The sequence below is a fragment of the Methylobacterium sp. CM6246 genome (assembly GCF_054818005.1).
Window position 1 is genome coordinate 1070823 of sequence record NZ_JBTXKY010000001.1, and the last position, 16701, is coordinate 1087523.

Here is a 16701-nt window from a genome sequence, read left to right on the forward strand (position 1 = left end):
ACCCGGAGAGTTCTGATGCAGGCTGCCAATGCCAACGGCGCCGAGACCGGCCCCACCGACGACTATGTCACCGTCTTCGTGGGCGACACCCTGTTCGGCCTGGCGATCGAGCGCGTCCACGACGTGTTCGTCCCCTCCGGCGTGACGCCGGTGCCGCTGGCGCCGTCCGAGATCGTCGGCCTGCTGAACCTGCGCGGCCGCGTGGTCACGGCCGTGTGCCTGCGCCGACGCCTGGGCCTGCCCGATGCCGTGGTGCAGGACGAGAAGGCCAATCCCAAGATGGCGATCGGCCTGGAGCAGGGCGGCGAGACCTTCGCGCTCGTGGTCGACGGCGTCGGCGAGGTGCTGAAGCTCGGCAGCGACAGCCGCGAGGCGGTGCCGATCAACCTGGATCCGCGCTGGCGCAACCTCGCCACCTGCGTCCACCGCCTCGACGGCCGCCTCCTGGTGATCCTCGACGTGGACGCGCTCCTCGGCTTCAGCGCTGCCGGCGCGAAGGCGGCGTGAAGGAGGGGCTATGAAAGCGCCACACGAGACGACCTGCCTGGTGGTCGACGATTCCGCGGTGATCCGGAAGGTCGCGCGGCGGATCATCGAGGCCCTCGGCATCAATGTGAGCGAGGCCGAGGACGGCAGCGCCGCACTCGAAGTCTGCGCGGCCAGCATGCCGGACGCGATCCTGCTCGATTGGAACATGCCGAACATGGACGGCTACACCTTCCTCCAGGCCCTGCGCCAGAGCGAGGGGGGGACGGTCCCGAAGGTCCTGTTCTGCACCACCGAGAACGATGTCGGGGCGATCGCCCGGGCACTCCGCGCCGGGGCAGACGAGTACATCATGAAGCCCTTCGACCGCGACATCCTGGCGGCCAAGCTCGAACAGGTCGGTCTCGTCGCAGACGCGGCCTGAATCGGCGCCGCCCCCAACCGCGACCCAGTACCCGAGGCAAACATCATGGCCCTGAGCCCCGCGGTCGTCCCGCTTCGCAGTCCGCCTGCGCAATCCACGACATCCACGGCGGCTCCGATCCGGGTGCTGATCGCCGACGATTCGGCCGTCGTGCGCGGGCTCGTCGCCCGCTGGATCGCCGAAGCGGGGTTCGAACTCGCCGGGACCGCCTCGAACGGCCGCATCGCCCTGGAGATGATGGCCAAGCACGACCCGGACGTCGTGCTGCTCGATATCGAGATGCCGGAGCTCGACGGCACGACGGCGCTGCCGCGCATGCTGGCGATGAGCCCGAACCTCCAAGTCGTGATGATGTCGACGCTGACCACGCGCAACGCCGACATCTCGCTGAAATGCCTCGCCCTCGGCGCCGTCGACTACATCGCCAAGCCCGAGAGCAACCGCGGCGTCACCACCTCGGAGACGTTCCGGGTGGAGCTGATCGAGCGCGTGCGGGTGTTCGGCGCTGCTCGGGCCAGGGCCCGGCGTCCCATGGGCGCCCCGGGTGCCGCTCCGACCCCCGCCCAGGCCGCGCCCGCGCTGGCGCCCGCCGCCGCCCCGGTGCCGCGCCCGGCCACCCCGTTCACCCTCCGGCCGAAGGTCCGCAACCGCACCCAGCCCCGCGCCCTGCTGATCGGCTCCTCCACCGGCGGACCGCGGGCGGTTGGCGAGATGCTGGAGGGGATCGGCGCCGCCGCCCTGCGGCGCGTGCCGGTGCTGATCGTGCAGCACATGCCCCCGATCTTCACGGCCGTCTTCGCCGAGCACCTCTCCACCCGCACGGGGCTGCGCGCGGCCGAGGGCAAGGCCGACGAGCGCTTAGAGGCGGGCCGGATCTACGTGGCACCGGGCGGGCGCCACATGGGGCTCGTGGCGGGACCCGGCGGTCCCACGATCCGGCTCACCGACGGGCCGCCGGTGAATTTCTGCCGTCCGGCGGTGGACGTGCTGTTCAAGGATGCGGCCGTGGTGTTCGGCGCCGCCACCGCGACGGTGATCCTCACCGGGATGGGCTCGGACGGTACCAACGGGGCGCGCGCGCTCACCGAGGCGGGCGGCCCGGTCCTGGCCCAGGACGAGGCGACCAGCACCGTCTGGGGCATGCCCGGCAGCGTCGCCCGAGCCGGCCTCGCCGAGGCCGTGCTGCCGCTCCCCGAACTCGCGACGGCGCTGCGCGCCCTGATCACGGGGCAGCTGTCATGACCGAACTCGAGTTCGAATACCTGCGCAGCTTCCTCAAACAGCGCTCCGGCCTCGCGCTGACCGCGGAGAAGCGCTACCTGGTCGAGAGCCGCCTGACCCCGGTCTGCCGGCGTTTCGGGCTCGCGACCCTCGGCGATCTCATCGGCGCGCTGAAGCTCGGGCAGGATGGGGCGACCGAGCGCGCCGTGGTCGAGGCGATGACCACGAACGAGACCTTCTTCTTCCGCGACCGCATCCCGTTCGACCTGTTCCGCGACACGATCCTGCCCGAGGCCCTGGCACGCAACGCCAGCCGGCGCCGGCTGCGGATCTGGTGCGCCGCGGCCTCGACCGGCCAGGAGCCCTATTCCCTGGCCATGCTGCTGCAGGAGGCAGCGCCCCGGCTCGCCGGATGGCAGGTGGAGATCGTCGCCACCGACCTGTCCACCGAGGTGATCGAGAAGGCCAAGCTCGGCCTTTACAGCCACTTCGAGGTTCAGCGTGGCCTGCCGGTGCAGTGGCTAATCAAGTACTTCACCCAGATCGGCGAGCAGTGGCAGATCGCCCAGAGCCTGCGCTCCATGGTGGATTACCGCCAGCTCAACCTGCTGCACAGCTTCGCGTCGCTCGGCCAGTTCGACGTGATCTACTGCCGCAATGTGCTGATCTACTTCGATGCACCGACCAAGTCGGATGTCCTTGCCCGGCTCGCGGCCCAGCTTGCACCGGGGGGCGCCCTGCTGCTCGGGGCGGCCGAGACCGTGATCGGCCTGACCGACCGGCTCAGTCCCAACCCGAAGCAGCGCGGCCTCTACGGCCATTCCGAACCGGTGGGCCGCACCCCCGAGATGGTACCGCCCCTGCGCGTGGCCGCCGGCGTCTGACGGCCCGGCGGCCGGTCCGGGCCCCGTTCTGCGCGTCGGGATCGTCGCGGCCGGCCCCGGTGCCATGCCCGGTGCCGGCGTCCTGACGGGCGCCCCGCCGCCGGGCGCATCGCCCGCCTGCGCCCGGACGGGGTCGACCCCGGCGTAGCGAGGCGGCATCAAGGGCCTGCGCAGCAGCCCGGGATCGGCGGACGGCCCGGCGGCCAGGAGACACGGCATGGCGGCAGGAATGGCGGCAGGACACGGGGCGGGATTGCCCAAGGTCGCGTTCATCGGCACGGGCGGGACGATCTCGTCGCTGGGACGCGACGCCCTCGACATCCTCGACTACACCGCCACCGACCGGCGCCTGGAAGCCGGCGCGATCCTGGATGCGGTCCCGGAACTGGCCACGGTCGCCACGGTGGTCCCGGTGCCGTTCCGGGCGGTTCCGAGCCCGGCGATCGGGTTCGCCGAGTGGCGCGACCTCGTCCTGCTGTGCGAGCGGACCGCCGGGGAGCATCCGGACCTCGCCGGCATCGTCATCGGGCACGGCACCGCCACCCTGGAGGAGACCGCCTACGCGCTGAGCCTCACGCTCACGATCGACCTGCCGGTGGTGCTGGTCGGCTCGCAGCGGCCGATGAGCGCGCTGTCCACCGATGCCAAGCTCAACCTCGTGGCGGCGGTCCGCACCGCCGCCAGCCCCGCCTCCCGGGGGCGCGGCGTACTGGTGGTGCTGAACGACGAGATCCAGGCGGCTCGCGAGGTCACCAAGACCTCGGTGGCTCGGCTGCAGACCTTCCGCACCCCGGATTTCGGCGTGCTCGGCCAGGTCGACGGCGATCATGTCCGCTACTACCGCCGCTCCGAGCGGGCGCACGCGCCGGGCACGCCCTTCGACATCCGGGCGCTGGCCGCGCTGCCGCGGGTCGACGTGTGCTACGGCTACGCCGACGCCGACGGCACCGCGGTGCGGGCGTTCCGGCAAGCAGGGGCGCGCGGCCTGGTCGCGGCCGGGCTCGCCCCGGGGATGATGCCGCCGGCCGAGGCCGACGCCCTGGAGGAGGCCGCCGCAGCGGGCATCCCGGTGGTGATGTCGACCCGGGCCGGCAGCGGGGTGGTGCCACTGACCACGCGGCTGCGCACCCGCGGCATCCTCAGCGCCGACAACCTGACGCCGCAGAAGGCCCGGATCCTGCTCGCCCTGGCGCTGACCGCGACCTCCGAGCCCGACGCGGTCGCGCGCCTCTTCGCGACCTATTGAGAACCGATGCCCCTGATCGATCCCGCCCGGACGCGCCTCCTGGTCATCGACATCCAGGTCCGGCTGATGCCGGCCATCGCGGACGGCGCCGGGGTGATCGCCAACACGGGCCGCCTCCTGGCTGCGGCCGGGATGCTCGACGTGCCGTCCCTGTTCACCGAACAGAATGCCGGCGGCCTCGGGCCGACCGTGCCGGATTTCGCCCCGGAACCCGGGGCGGCCTTCGCCAAGATGAGCTTCGGCGCCGCGCAGGCGCCGGGCTTCCTTGACCGGATCGGGGACCGCGACCTCGTCGTGACCGGCTGCGAGGCGCATATCTGCGTGCTGCAGACGGTCCTCGGCCTCCTGGAGGCCGGCCGGCGCGTCTGCGTGGTCGCCGACGCGGTCGGCTCGCGCCGGCCCGAGAACCGTGCGGCCGGCCTCGCCCGGATGGCGGCCCACGGAGCCGAGATCGTCACCACCGAGATGGTGGTGTTCGAATGGCTCGGCACCGCCCGGCACCCGCGCTTCCGCGAGGCCGTCAAGCTGATCAAGTGAGCGGGCTCAGCCGCCGTCCAGAGCCGCACGGGTGCGGGCGTCGGTACCGATATCGTCCAGGCCCTCGAGGCCCAGCACTTCGATCAGCCGCATGCGGGCGCGGCTGACCCGGCTCTTGATCGTCCCGACGGCGACGCCGCAGATCGCGGCCGCCTCCTCGTAGGTGAAGCTCTGGGCGCCCACCAGGACCAGGGCCTCGCGCTGGGCGTAGGGCAGGCGGTTCAGGGCGCTCTGGAACTGGGCCATCTCCACCCGGATCTCCTGCTCGGGCAGGGAGGTCAGCTTCCCCGCCAGCACGCCGTCGGCATCCTCGACCTCGCGCTTGCGCTTGCGCTGCTCCGAGTAGAACAGGTTGCGCAGGATCGTGAACAGCCAGGCCGTGAGGTTGGTCCCCCGCCGGAAGCTTCCGGCATTGACCCAGGCGCGCACCAGCGTGTCCTGCACGAGGTCGTCGGACCGGTCGATGTCGTAGGTCAGCGAGAACGCGAAGGCCCGCAGGGCCGGGATCGCCCCCAGCAGGAGGCCGCGCATCTCGGGATCGACCCCCTGGGATGGCGGCCCGGAATTGCTGCCGGCGGGAGCGGCTTGGGTCATCATCATCATTGCAGGGCCTCCGTGTCGGAGCATGCGGCGAGGTCGTCGATCAGCGTCCGGAGCCGCTCCGGGATCGGCAGGGCCAGGACGTCGGCGTAGTGCAGGCGCAGGCCGCGTCCGATCCGGTCGCGATCCGCCTCGCTCATCGGCCGTCGTCCGGGCATGGGGCGTGCGGCCGCGCCGTCGGGCGGGGGCGCAGCATCGTTCGCGGGCGTCAGCCCGGCGCCCTCCGCCTCCCCGGCGAGGCGCGTCACCACCCGCTCGTCCTTGCCCTGGATCATGATCACGCCCCGATCCTCGGCGATGCGGCCCCGGGGGGGCGGCACCCCCGCCGCCCCGGTCTGTCGACCGGATCCGGCGAAGACGCGCTCCATCGCCTTCCGACGGCGCTGGTAGGCGCGGCGGATTTAATCGGTTCTGAACTTCGTATTCATCAAATCTTAATGTCGGAATTTATGAGCTAGACGGTGATTGATTAGCAAATATTCCAGTTACAATTCAGAAATACTATTTATAGCTTGGCCATAAGCCAAGGTCGTCCACTGAGGCTGAACGGCGGCTGAGCATCCTGGCGACGTTCGGGACCTCGTGGGCGAAAGCGTCGAGGGTGCGCGACCGCGCTGACGTTCGGTGTGCGCAAGCCAGGCGCGTCCCGCAGGATGCGACAACCTGAAGATGCGGGGTCTGTAGCCAGGGCCGGGCAGCTGTGCTGAATAGGTCCGACGAACGGCTGCAGGACGCCTCGGCGCCGGCAGCAAGCGGGCAGCACGGTCGCAGTTTGCTATCGCCTCTCCATCCCGTCGCTGCGGTGAGGCCGCAGCTCACGCCAGACGACCTGGCGCGGAGGCTTGCCGGCCTGGGGCAGGGCGAGCGTCTGGTCGTCCTGGGCGTCGACAGCGCCGCCATGGGGACGCTGATCTCAGATGGCACAGACCGCAGCGCGCTGCTGGTCGCAAGCGGAGGCCGACGCACGGCCGCGGCGCTCATCGACCGGCTTCTCGACGATCTCGCCGAGCTGGCGCTGGAGAGCTGGCCGCATTGGTACGGCCGTGATGCGTCGCCCACCCCGGTCGTCGCCGATCCGTGGCTGAAGGCGGCCGCCAAGCGCGCCAGGCTCGGCCTGACGCCGCGCTTCCGCAAGATGGGGCGCGACCTCGAACTCCGCCGCCTGTCCCGGTTGATCGACCCCGCCGGCGTCATTTTGGTCTGGGAGGTCGATCCGGTGGCGGCGACGCGGGCGCGTCCGGCCATCGAGGCGCTGGAATGGTGCGTCCGGCACGGGGCCACGGTGGTGGCGGTGCTCGCCGCGGAGCCATCCGGCGCCGCGCCCTACGACCGCATCCTCTACGGCGCCCATGAACTCGCACGGAGGGAACGTGCGGCGGCCGAGCGCTTCATCGCGCCGGCCGGAGCACACCACGCGAGCGCCATCGAGCGGCACGTCGCGGAGACGCTGGCGCAGGACGCCGACCTCGGGGGCCTGTTCGTCTGCAATGCCCCCGTGCCCGTGGGGGCCTGGGGCGCACGACACCGCGTCGACCTGCTCTGCCGCGCATACCGCATCGTCGTCGAACTCGACGGCCCCGAGCACCGGGCCGAGCCCAAGTTCGGCAACGATCGTCACCGGGACTACGAGCTCCTCACGGCTGGCTACCTCGTGCTGCGCTTGACCAACGATCAGGTCGCGACCGACCTTCCCCTCGCGATCGAGAAGATTCGAGCCGTCGTCCGCCTGCGACGCGGTGCGCAGGAAGGGCGAATCGATGCGTGAGATGCCGACGCCGAAGCAGGCGCTGATCCTGTGGTGCCTCCTCGGCCGCTGTGGAAGCGCGCTGCAGAGCACACTCGCGCCGCGCATCGACAAAGCGGACCGGGAGGCCCTGATCGCGGGGCGCTACCTCGAGGCAGAGCGGCAGGGGCGCTCCCTGCGCCTGACCGTCACGGACAAGGGCTGGAACTGGGCGGGCGAGCACATGCGCGAGCCCCTGCCGCCAACCTTCCGGGTGCTGCAGGACTGGCTGGAGCGCATTCATGTCGATCTCGCCAGAACGGGTCGGCCCCTCGCCGACCTCGTCGGGAGCGCCCCCGACGAGCCGGCACCGGCGGCGCCTGCCCCACGTGCGAGTAGATCGACGGCCGAGGGGCCGAAGAAACGCGGACCTAAGAAGCTCGGACCCAAGCAGCTCGGACCCAAGCAGCTCCGGGCGCGCATCGACGCCGCCTACCTCGCGCTGACGGGCGGGGCGCGGGCCAAGGCCGTGCGCCTGAGTGCCCTGCGCGCCCATCTCGAGGACCTCGACCGCGCGACCGTCGATGCGGGCCTCGCGGCCATCCTGCGCAACGATCGGACGGCGCGGCTGAGCCAGTTCAGCGACCCCAAATCGCTGGATGCCGCCGAGCGCGAGGCGGCGTTCAGCCCGGCCGGCGAGCCGTTCCACATCCTCTGGATTCAATCATGATCGATGCCCTCGACGCCCTGCGCGCGATCGATTTCGACTGGGTGCGGACGCTCGACAGCATCTGGATCGATACGGCGCCGACCGGCGGCCCGAACGAGCGGCTCGTCCCGGAGATCGTCGCCGACCTGCACGGCAAGGCGCGCCAGCCGGCCGACCGGGCGCTGGGCCGGGTGCTCGTCGGCCAATCCGGAATCGGTAAGACCCACCTCATCGGGCAGGTCCGGCGCGAGGCCTGGCGCACGGGCGCGTGGTTCGTGCCCCTCGACGTCCTCGGGCTGACGGATTTCTGGCGCAGCGCGGCCCTGAGCTTCGTGACCGCCCTGCTGCAGACGATGCCGGACGGGCGGCGGCAGTCGGATGCCGTGCTCGCCGGCGTGGCACGCCGCTTCCGTGTCGAGGCGCAGGTCGAGGCCGCATTCAACACGCCGAACATGGATGCCCGCCGGATCGTCGACGTGCTGGTCCGGGCGCTGATGAGCGTCGATCCCGGTCGGGCGCTCAAGCACCTCGATGTCTTCCGCGCCTTGTGTCTCCTGCGGTCGCAGGATCTCGCCGTCGTCGGCCTCGCGCATGCCTGGCTGCAGGGCTACGATGCCGACCCGGCGGAGCGGGCGGCCCTGGGCTTCAAGACGCCGCCGCCGGCTCCCGTCGAGCTCGTGCGCGGCATGTGCTGGATCATGGCGCTGAGTGGGCCGACGCTCATCGCCGTCGACCAGATCGACGGGGTGATCGAGACCGGCCGTCTCGCGGCCGAGGATGGGATCGACGCGGAGGCGGGCTTGGCCGAGGTGCTCGCCGCGGGGCTCCTGGAGGTCCACATCGTCTGCGACCGCAGCATGACGGTGATGACCTGCCTCCAGGAATCCTGGGAGCGGCTGGAGGTACGCGGCCTGAAGCCCATGCGGGAGCGTTTCGCGGAGGCGACGGGGCTCGTGGGCATGAACGAGCGGGCTGCCGCCGCCGCTCTCGTGGCCGGTCGTCTCGAGCCGGCCTACGCGGAGGCCGGCTACGTGCCCCCGTTCCCGACCTGGCCGTTCAGCGAGCGCGCCCTCGCCGCCGCGGCGGCGGCCGGCATGATGCCCCGCACGCTGCTGATGCGCTGCGACGCCTTCCGACGCCGCTGCCTCGCGGAGGGCGCCGTCTCGGTCTGCGACAGTCTCGGAACGGCCGGTCCACCTCCGGAAGCCCCATCCGAGGAGGCCGGATTCGATCTCGCCGCCGCGTGCCGGGAGGCCGACATTGCGGGCATCCGCAGCGATGAGGATACCTGGCTCGGCCAGCTGCTGCGCGACACCTTCGACCTCTACGCCCTGGAAGACGATCCGGACGACACCCTCGACGTCGCCAGCAAAGGCGAGCCCGACCAGCGGATCCCGCCCCTGCACGGACGGCTGATCTACATCCATCGGGATGAGAACGACCGGGAGCGGCACGTCTGTTATCGGGCCCTCCAGCACCAGAACGCGATCGCGTTCCAGGCCCGTCTGCGGGCGGCGCTCACGGCCTCCGGCATCTCGGCGCGAATCCCCGACCGGGAATTGCTGCTGATCCGCCGCGGGCCCATGCCCGGCGGGGCCAAGACGAAGCAGCTCGTCGACGCGTTCACGGCAGCCGGGGGCATGTCGATCGACCCCTCGGACGCGGATCTGCGCGTCTTCGTCGCCCTGCGCGACCTCCACGCGCGGGCGCTGGAGGCGGGCGCGTCCGATCGGTTCGAGCGCTGGATCCGTGCCGAGCAGCCGCTCGTGAACACCGCGTTCTTCCGGGATGCGGGCCTCGCCCATGCGGCGAAGGCCGCTTCAGCTCCGGGACAAGCTCAAGCCGCCGGCGAGGGCGCCGCTGTCGCGAACGCACCCGCTGCGCCCCCGGCGGCTCACGCCCCGGCGGGACGGGGAGTTCGGCCGGATCGGCCCAATCCCGGACCGTCGGCGCCGGGTGCCGAAGCGGATGCGATATCGGTCGGGCACCGGCTCACGCCCGATGCGCCCGGCGTGAGCCTGCCGCTGCGCCTTCTGCCCCGGCATACCGCGATCATCGCGGGCTCCGGCTCCGGCAAGACCGTGCTCCTGCGCCGCCTCGTGGAGGAGGCCGCGCTTGCGGGGCTTCCGGCCATCGTCATCGACCCCAACAACGATCTCTCGCGCCTTGGCGATCGCTGGCCCGAGCGGCCGCATGGGTTCTCGCCGGACGACGATCGCAAGGCGGCGCTCTACGCCGAGCGGGTCGAGGTGGTGGTGTGGACGCCGGGCGTGCATGCCGGCAACCCGCTGTTCCTCTCCGTCCTGCCCGACTTCGCGGACCTGGGCGAGGATCGGGATGAGCGCCAACAGGCGATCGAGATGGCGGCCGAGACTCTGGGGCCTCTGGCCGGGGCCAAGACCAATCTCCAGCGCGGCGTGCTGGCGGATTCGCTGCGCCGCTTCGCGGAGCGCGGCGGCGGCAACCTCGCTGCCTTCATGGCCCTGCTCGCGGATTTACCCGACGGCATCAGCCAGATCGGCAACGCCGCCAAGCTCGGGCTCGGCATGGCGGACCAGCTCCACGCCGCCGTGGCGACGAACCCGCTCCTGAAGGTGGAGGGCACGGTGCTCGACCCGCGGCACCTGTTCTTCGGGCGCGACCCGGCGCGCACCCGCATCTCGGTGATCAACCTGTCGGGTCTCGCATCGGACGCGGCCCGCGAGGATTTCGTGAACCGGCTCCAGATGACGCTGTTCGGCTGGATCAAGAAGAACCCGTCCCCGCGCGGCATGCTCTACGTCGTCGACGAGGCGCAGACGTTCCTGCCGGCCCAGAGGGCGTCGCCCAGTCTCGGAAGCGGCATCAAGCTCGTGGCCCAGGGCCGCAAGTATGGGCTCGGGATGATCGTGGCGACACAGGTGCCGCGCGGCATCCACAACCAGGTCGTCTCCAACTGCACCACGCAGTTCTTCGGGCGACAGAGCGCGCCCGCGACGATCGCGGCCGCCCAGGAGATCCTGGCGGCGAACGGAGGCGCGGCCGCCGACATCGGCAAGCTGGGGGCCGGGGAGTTCTACTTCGCCACCGAGGGCTCTGGACGGCCGGCCAAGCTGCGCACACCCCTCTGCCTGTCCTACCATCCGGCCAACCCGCCGACGCCGGAGGAGGTCATCCGTCAGGCCAAGCGCTCGATCGAGGCGGGCACCCGGGCGCGCGCCTCCTGACGCCACAGGTCCCGAGCCGGCGTAGCTGCGACCGGGCTCGCCGAGAAGAAGGTTCACGATGACGGCGAGGTCTGATCTGCCGGGAGGTGCGTCCTGCGACCTGCGCCTGCTGCACGCCACGACGATCGCGGGCGGCCAGGTCACCATCGACATCCAGGGTGAGCGTGTGGCCGCGCTCCACGCCCCAGACCGACCCCTGCCGCCCGCAGGCCGGGAGATCGATCTTGGCGGCGCTCTGGTGCTGCCCGGCCTGTCGGACAGCCATGTGCATCTTGACAAGTGCATGCTCGGCCTGGACTGGCGGCCGCACCGGGCCCAGGGATCCGTCCGCGCGATCATCGAGGACGAGAAGGCCGTCCGCCGGGCCCGCCGGATCCCGCTGGCGAGTCAGGGCGCCGAGGCGCTCCTCGAACGCATGCTCCGCGGCGGCACCACCAGCTTGCGGACCCATGTCGACATCGACGACGTGACCCGGCTGGACCACCTCGCGCAGATCCTCGACCTGCGCGCGCGCTGGTCCGATCGCATGCAGATCCAGATCGTCGCGTTTCCGCAGAGCGGGATCCTCCGCTGCGCCCCGGTCGCCGGCTACCTGGACGAAGCCCTGCGGATGGGGGCCGACCTCGTCGGCGGCCTCGATCCCGTCGGCATCGACGGGGACCGGGACGGGCCGCTCGACACCGTCTTCGGACTGGCCGAGCGTCACGGCCGCGGCATCGACATCCATCTCCACGACGGCGGCGAGGCCGGCCTCGACGAGATCGACGCGATCGTCGCGCGCACGAAGGCCTCCGGGCTCGGCGGCCAGGTCACCATCAGCCACGCCTTCGCCCTGGCGGATGCCGACGACCTGCGGCTCGGCAGGATCGCGGAGGCGCTGCGCGAAGCCGGCGTCACCCTGGTGAGCAGCGTGCCCGGCACACGCAGGTGCCCGCCGATCCCGCGCCTGCGGGACCTCGGCGTCGCGGTCTGCTTCGGCACCGACAACGTACGCGACTGCTGGAACCCGTCCACGGTCACCGGCATGATCGACCGCGTCCTGCTCGCCGCGTACCGGTTCGATCTCAGGAGCGACGCGGACCTCACGGCTCTGCTCGATCCGGTCACCGCCGTGCCGGCGCGGTTGGCCGGGCTTGGCCCGGGGACGGTGGCCTCCGGCGTGCGGGCCGACCTCGTCGCGTTCGACGCCGCCTGCGCGCCGCAGATCATCGTCGAGCGCCAGGAACCGGTTCTGGTTTTGGCGAAGGGGGTGGTCGCCATCGACCGCCGTGGCCCGGTCGCCGGAACGACGCCGTCGCCGGCTTGACGGCGGGGGCGCCGCAGGCACGGTGTCGCCCATCAAGACCGCCGAGCCCTTCGCTACGTCCTCGCTGCCGTGCGCGCGGGTTCGGTCCGGTCCGCCGCCGAGATCCTGAACGCCGCCGCCTCGGCGGCGAGCCGGCAGGGCGACGGAGGAGACGGACCGCAGGCTTCCTCTCCGCGGCTCCGACGTCCTAACCTCCTTGCGTCCTAACCTCCTTGTAGGGCTGGATCCTCCCGCACCCGCATGCCGCCGTCGATGCGCTCGACCGTAACGCCCTCCGCCGACGAAGGAGTTCGGACCATGCCGACGCAGACCATCCTGGCCGCCACGACCGCCCTGGCCCTCGGGCAGGGCACGGCGCAACCGATTCCCTCAGTCTCGGCCACGACGACCTACCATCGGGTCGAGATCGACGGCGTCGGCATCTTCTACCGTGAGGCCGGGCCACGCGACGCGCCCACGGTCCTGTTGCTGCACGGCTATCCGTCGTCGTCCCGGCAGTGGGACCCGCTGCTGCCGCTCCTCGCCGACCGCTACCATCTGATCGCCCCGGACTACCCGGGCTTCGGACAGAGCGACGCGCCGTCGCCGGCCCGTTACACCTACACCTTCGACACTCTCGCCAAGACCATGGAAGGCTTGGTCGCCCGGCTCGGCATAGAGCGGTACACGCTGTTCCTGCAGGATTACGGCGGGCCGGTCGGCTTCCGCATGGCGCTGGCTCATCCCGAACGGGTCGACGCGCTCATCGTTCAGAACGCCAACGCCTATGCGGAGGGCCTCGGTGCCAAGTGGCAGGGCATCGCCCGGTACTGGGCTGATCCCGCCGCTCATCCCGAGCAGATCGACGCGTTCACGTCGCTCGAAGGGGCCAAGCAGCGCCACCTCGGCACCAGTCCCAACCCCGAGCGCTACAACCCGGACACCTGGGCCGACGAGTACGCCATCCTGGCGAGGCCGGGCGAGCGGGAGATCCAGGCGGCGCTGCTCGCCGACTACCGCACGAACGTCGCGTCCTACCCGGCCTGGCAGGCCTGGATGCGGGAGCATCGGCTGCCGATGCTCGTGCTGTGGGGCCGCTACGACCCATCCTTCATCGTGCCGGGCGCCGAGGCCTACCTGCGCGACGTGCCGAAGGCGGAACTGCACATCCTCGATGCCGGGCACTTCGCGCTGGACGAGGCGACGGACGAGATCGCCCGGCTCACCCGCGACTTCCTCGGCCGCGTCGAGACAACGCCTCTCCCGTCGTCGGCCCCACGTTGAGAGGAGGGCTCACGTCGAGAGGAGGGCCCACGCTGGACGTGGGCCATCTTCGGGCACCCCGAAGCGATGCCCGCGTCGGCAAGGCCACCGAGCTATCGACGATCAGCGTCTGACAAAGGCGAGAATGTCGGCATTGATGATATCCGCATGCACCGTCAGCATGCCGTGCGGGTATCCGGGATATGTCTTCAGTGTTCCGTTCTTCAGGAGCGTGATCGCCTTCAGCGCCGCGTCGGCGATCGGCACGATCTGGTCGTCCTCGCCATGGAGCACCAAGGTCGGTACGGTGATCGCCCTGAGATCTTCGGTCTGATCGGTCTCCGAGAAGGCTTTGATACCCTCATAATGGGCTTTGGCGCTGCCCATCATCCCCTGCCGCCACCAGTTCTGGATGACACCCGGAAGGGTTTTCGCACCGTCGCGGTTGAAACCGTAGAACGGACCGGCCGGGACATCGAGGAAGAACTGGGCGCGGTTTTCGGCGAGCGCCTTGCGGAATCCGTCGAACACGTCGCGGGGCAACCCCTCCGGATTGGCCTCGGTCCTGAGCATCAGTGGTGGGACGGCGCTCACCAGGACCGCCTTGGCGACCCGCTCCTGCGGCTGGCCGAACCTGGCGACATAGCGGGCGACCTCGCCGCCGCCCGTGGAATGGCCGATATGGATGGCGTTCCGGAGATCGAGATGCTCCACCACGGCGGCGGCATCGGCCGCGTAGTGGTCCATGTCATGGCCGTCCGAGACTTGCGCCGAGCGGCCGTGACCGCGGCGGTCATGGGCCACGACGCGATAGCCGTTCCCCACGAAGAACAGCATCTGCGCGTCCCAATCGTCCGACGAGAGCGGCCAGCCGTGATGGAACATGATCGGCTGGGCATCCTTCGGACCCCAATCCTTGTAGGCGATTTCGGTGCCGTCCCGGGTCGTAACCGTGGCCATGGTGTTCCCCGTACCTTTTCCAATTCCGTTCCGGCCGTTCCGCCGGACGGCCGAGCACGGTTCCTAGGGCGCCGCGCCCACGCCCGCTTGTACGAAAGCATCGCGCTTGTGCCGTCACGGCGCCGAACAGACCCGCGTCCCGACGGGCCGCGCGGGTTCGTGCCGAGCGTTGTCCCGGACGGCAGCGATGCCGAGCCGATCGGCCTCGGGCAAGCCCGGCGGCGCGCCCCTAACGTGACAGCGGGCGGGACCCGAGCACGGTGGTCAGGCAGCGCTCGAACTGGTCCGCCTCGAAAGGCTTGGCGTAATACGCGAAGGCTCCGAGCGCGAGCGCCCGCTCGCGGGTCGCCTCGCTCGGATAGGCCGTCATCACCATGACGGGAAGATGCGGCCGCTGGCCCGCCAGGATCCGGAGGAGATCGAGGCCGCTCAAGCCCGGCATCTGCACATCCGTCACCACGAACGCGATGTTGGCCTCGTCGAGGGTGGCGAGCAGCGGCTCCACGCCGTCGAACACGAGGGCCTCGTATCCCAGCGCGCGCGTCAGACGATCGAGGGCGGAGCGGATCGAGGGATCGTCGTCCACGATGGCGACGACGGGACTGCGCACGGAACGTTCAGCCATGGGCGAGCGGCAGCATGAAGTGGAAGGCGGCGCCCCCCGTCGGGGCGGCATCGACCCAGATGTCGCCCCCATGCGCGTCGATCAGGTTCCGGCAGATGGCCAGACCCATCCCCATGCCACCAACCTTGGTGGAGTGGAACGGTTCGAAGATCCGCGCACGCCGTTCGGGCTCGATGCCGGGACCCGTATCGACCACCTCGACCACCACGGAGGCGGCAACCCGGCGGATCGCGATGGTGATGTCCTTCCGGCCCGGGGCGTCCGCCATGGCCTGGGCCGCGTTGACCAGCAGGTTGACGAAGATCTGCTGGATCTGGATCAGATCCGCCGGGACGGGCGGGATCGCCTCCTCGGCGGCGAGATGGATCGTGGCGCCGTGGTTGCGGATCTCGCGCTCGACCAGGAGGTTCGCGTCCCGCGCGGCCTGGACCAGGTCGATCGGGGCGACGATCCGCGGCGCGTTGCTGAGATACGAGCGCGTCCGCGCCACGACATCGCGGGCGCGCGTCGCCTCGGCCACCACGTCGTCGAGGGCGAGGGAGGCCTCGATCACGTCGGGCTCGGAGCGGCGCAGCCAGCGCAGGGCCGCCTGGGCGTTGGCGACGATGGCTGCCAGGGGCGAGTTGACCTCGTGGGCGATGGAGGCGCTGAGCGCCCCGACCGTGGTGATCCGCGAGGTCCTGGCGAGTTCCGTGTCGGCCGCCGCGAGATGGGCCTGGGCGCGCTTGAACGCCGTGACGTCCAGCGACGTGACGATCACGTCGGCGAACGCCGCGCGCTCCTGCGGCAGCGTCGCCGTGAACAGCACGTCGCGTTCGCGCCCATCGGCGCCCAGGATGTGGGCTTCCGAGCGAAAGAAGCGGTCGCCCCGGCCGAATGCGACGAGCCACTGCACGAAGGTCTGGTCGGTGTCGGGCAGCAGGCGATCCAGGGAGCCGAGATAGGCGTCCTTGGCCGCCGCGCCGGTCTCCTCGAGGGTGAAGGCGTTCACATCCGTGATGATGACCTTCGCCCGCAGGGCACGGAGCTCATCGGGGTGACTGGCGAAATGGCACTCGATGTCGACGATTCCGTCCCGGCGCAGGGCCGCGACGGCGTCGGCCACGGCAGTCCAATCCTCGCGCCAGATCGAGATGCCCGAGCGCTCGTAGATGGCCTCGAAGGCACGGTCGGCGCTCCGCCGGCCTCGCCGCAGCGCCATCAGATGGGCCGCGGTGGCGGCCGCGGCGAGAAGCGCCAGGATCCCGCAGAGGATCGGCAGGACGCCGCTCGACGACGCGTCCGTCGAGCCCGCCAGGAAGGCCAGGGCGACCGGGATGCCGACCGACAGCCCCGCCGCGGCGAGGTCTCCCGCGCCGATGTGCGTGGGGCGGAATGGCTGTGCCCGCATCCAGGCCGGCAGGTCGTCATTGCCCGTGACCTGGTGGTGGGACGTCTGCGCCAGGCTCGGCCAGCGCGAGAAGACCTGCCGCATGCCACTCATCCAACCGGGTCCACCAGCTTAGGGAGATTGCACCAGCCCGTCTCCGATA

General features: G+C 70.9%; 16 protein-coding genes. 11 read left to right on the forward strand and 5 right to left on the reverse strand.

Annotation, left to right across the window (positions count from 1 at the left end; translation table 11 throughout):
- Window positions 1-15 precede the first annotated feature (15 nt).
- The 6 genes from ACYQPG_RS05450 (at window position 16) to ACYQPG_RS05475 (ending at window position 4798) form a co-directional block, all read left to right on the forward strand.
- Window positions 16-507 carry a chemotaxis protein CheW gene (locus ACYQPG_RS05450; protein WP_147909950.1) on the forward strand — a complete coding sequence of 164 codons (492 nt, stop codon included), beginning with the start codon at window positions 16-18 and terminating at the stop codon, window positions 505-507.
- Window positions 508-517: 10 nt separating this feature from the next.
- Entirely contained in the window at window positions 518-910 is a 393-nt protein-coding gene (locus ACYQPG_RS05455) for a response regulator (RefSeq protein WP_147909951.1), read from the forward strand.
- Between the two features lie 45 nt (window positions 911-955).
- Complete coding sequence (gene cheB, locus ACYQPG_RS05460; protein WP_419828888.1) at window positions 956-2152, forward strand: chemotaxis-specific protein-glutamate methyltransferase CheB; 1197 nt, start codon at window positions 956-958, stop codon at window positions 2150-2152.
- On the forward strand, window positions 2149-3015 hold the full coding sequence (locus ACYQPG_RS05465; protein ID WP_147939673.1) for a CheR family methyltransferase: 867 nt from the start codon (window positions 2149-2151) through the stop codon (window positions 3013-3015). Before cheB ends, ACYQPG_RS05465 begins: the two co-directional genes overlap by 4 nt.
- 229 nt (window positions 3016-3244) lie before the next feature.
- Window positions 3245-4261, forward strand: coding sequence for an asparaginase (locus ACYQPG_RS05470; RefSeq protein ID WP_147909705.1), 1017 nt, complete (start codon window positions 3245-3247; stop codon window positions 4259-4261).
- A 6-nt stretch (window positions 4262-4267) separates the two neighbouring features.
- Window positions 4268-4798 carry an isochorismatase family protein gene (locus ACYQPG_RS05475; RefSeq protein WP_147909698.1) on the forward strand — a complete coding sequence of 177 codons (531 nt, stop codon included), beginning with the start codon at window positions 4268-4270 and terminating at the stop codon, window positions 4796-4798.
- Window positions 4799-4804: 6 nt separating this feature from the next.
- On the opposite strand, the gene ACYQPG_RS05480 is transcribed toward ACYQPG_RS05475, so the two are convergent.
- Complete coding sequence (locus tag ACYQPG_RS05480; protein ID WP_147909697.1) at window positions 4805-5401, reverse strand: sigma-70 family RNA polymerase sigma factor; 597 nt, start codon at window positions 5399-5401, stop codon at window positions 4805-4807.
- Entirely contained in the window at window positions 5398-5766 is a 369-nt protein-coding gene (locus ACYQPG_RS05485; RefSeq protein ID WP_246692143.1) for a NepR family anti-sigma factor, read from the reverse strand. The genes ACYQPG_RS05480 and ACYQPG_RS05485 overlap by 4 nt, the downstream gene beginning before the upstream one ends.
- Before the next feature lie 434 nt (window positions 5767-6200).
- On the opposite strand from ACYQPG_RS05485, the gene ACYQPG_RS05490 reads away from it, so the two are divergent.
- From ACYQPG_RS05490 to ACYQPG_RS05510, 5 genes are all read left to right on the forward strand, one after another.
- On the forward strand, window positions 6201-7163 hold the full coding sequence (locus ACYQPG_RS05490) for an endonuclease domain-containing protein (RefSeq protein WP_461230456.1): 963 nt from the start codon (window positions 6201-6203) through the stop codon (window positions 7161-7163).
- A complete protein-coding gene (locus ACYQPG_RS05495; RefSeq protein ID WP_461230457.1) occupies window positions 7156-7851 on the forward strand; it encodes a hypothetical protein in 696 nt (231 codons plus the stop codon). Before ACYQPG_RS05490 ends, ACYQPG_RS05495 begins: the two co-directional genes overlap by 8 nt.
- Window positions 7848-11036 (forward strand): helicase HerA domain-containing protein, encoded by a 3189-nt coding sequence (locus ACYQPG_RS05500; RefSeq protein WP_461230458.1) that lies wholly within the window; start codon window positions 7848-7850, stop codon window positions 11034-11036. The genes ACYQPG_RS05495 and ACYQPG_RS05500 overlap by 4 nt, the downstream gene beginning before the upstream one ends.
- A gap of 58 nt (window positions 11037-11094) precedes the next feature.
- Window positions 11095-12342, forward strand: a complete 1248-nt coding sequence (locus tag ACYQPG_RS05505) for an amidohydrolase family protein (protein ID WP_461230459.1) — start codon at window positions 11095-11097, stop codon at window positions 12340-12342.
- Between the two features lie 297 nt (window positions 12343-12639).
- Window positions 12640-13605, forward strand: coding sequence for an alpha/beta fold hydrolase (locus ACYQPG_RS05510; protein WP_461230460.1), 966 nt, complete (start codon window positions 12640-12642; stop codon window positions 13603-13605).
- 102 nt (window positions 13606-13707) lie between these two features.
- Here ACYQPG_RS05510 and ACYQPG_RS05515 read toward each other — a convergent pair whose 3' ends face one another.
- The 3 genes from ACYQPG_RS05515 to ACYQPG_RS05525 all read right to left on the reverse strand — a co-directional run bounded on the left by ACYQPG_RS05515 (window position 13708) and on the right by ACYQPG_RS05525 (window position 16643).
- The gene (locus tag ACYQPG_RS05515) at window positions 13708-14544 is read right to left on the reverse strand and encodes an alpha/beta fold hydrolase (RefSeq protein ID WP_461230461.1); all 837 of its coding nucleotides are present in this window, start codon (window positions 14542-14544) and stop codon (window positions 13708-13710) included.
- A 229-nt stretch (window positions 14545-14773) separates the two neighbouring features.
- A complete protein-coding gene (locus ACYQPG_RS05520; protein WP_187193514.1) occupies window positions 14774-15154 on the reverse strand; it encodes a response regulator in 381 nt (126 codons plus the stop codon).
- 7 nt (window positions 15155-15161) lie between these two features.
- Complete coding sequence (locus ACYQPG_RS05525; RefSeq protein WP_461230462.1) at window positions 15162-16643, reverse strand: sensor histidine kinase; 1482 nt, start codon at window positions 16641-16643, stop codon at window positions 15162-15164.
- Window positions 16644-16701: the final 58 nt, after the last annotated feature.

What these genes read in the sequence shown, in the direction of transcription:
- ACYQPG_RS05480 (WP_147909697.1), bottom strand. Translation starts at nt 5,401, where the DNA reads ATGATGATGATGACCCAAGCCGCTCCCGCCGGCAGCAATTCCGGGCCG.
- ACYQPG_RS05515 (WP_461230461.1), bottom strand. Translation starts at nt 14,544, where the DNA reads ATGGCCACGGTTACGACCCGGGACGGCACCGAAATCGCCTACAAGGAT.
- ACYQPG_RS05510 (WP_461230460.1), top strand. Translation starts at nt 12,640, where the DNA reads ATGCCGACGCAGACCATCCTGGCCGCCACGACCGCCCTGGCCCTCGGG.
- ACYQPG_RS05500 (WP_461230458.1), top strand. Translation starts at nt 7,848, where the DNA reads ATGATCGATGCCCTCGACGCCCTGCGCGCGATCGATTTCGACTGGGTG.
- ACYQPG_RS05470 (WP_147909705.1), top strand. Translation starts at nt 3,245, where the DNA reads ATGGCGGCAGGACACGGGGCGGGATTGCCCAAGGTCGCGTTCATCGGC.
- ACYQPG_RS05495 (WP_461230457.1), top strand. Translation starts at nt 7,156, where the DNA reads ATGCGTGAGATGCCGACGCCGAAGCAGGCGCTGATCCTGTGGTGCCTC.
- ACYQPG_RS05465 (WP_147939673.1), top strand. Translation starts at nt 2,149, where the DNA reads ATGACCGAACTCGAGTTCGAATACCTGCGCAGCTTCCTCAAACAGCGC.
- ACYQPG_RS05475 (WP_147909698.1), top strand. Translation starts at nt 4,268, where the DNA reads ATGCCCCTGATCGATCCCGCCCGGACGCGCCTCCTGGTCATCGACATC.
- ACYQPG_RS05455 (WP_147909951.1), top strand. Translation starts at nt 518, where the DNA reads ATGAAAGCGCCACACGAGACGACCTGCCTGGTGGTCGACGATTCCGCG.
- cheB (WP_419828888.1), top strand. Translation starts at nt 956, where the DNA reads ATGGCCCTGAGCCCCGCGGTCGTCCCGCTTCGCAGTCCGCCTGCGCAA.
- ACYQPG_RS05485 (WP_246692143.1), bottom strand. Translation starts at nt 5,766, where the DNA reads ATGGAGCGCGTCTTCGCCGGATCCGGTCGACAGACCGGGGCGGCGGGG.
- ACYQPG_RS05450 (WP_147909950.1), top strand. Translation starts at nt 16, where the DNA reads ATGCAGGCTGCCAATGCCAACGGCGCCGAGACCGGCCCCACCGACGAC.
- ACYQPG_RS05505 (WP_461230459.1), top strand. Translation starts at nt 11,095, where the DNA reads ATGACGGCGAGGTCTGATCTGCCGGGAGGTGCGTCCTGCGACCTGCGC.
- ACYQPG_RS05525 (WP_461230462.1), bottom strand. Translation starts at nt 16,643, where the DNA reads ATGCGGCAGGTCTTCTCGCGCTGGCCGAGCCTGGCGCAGACGTCCCAC.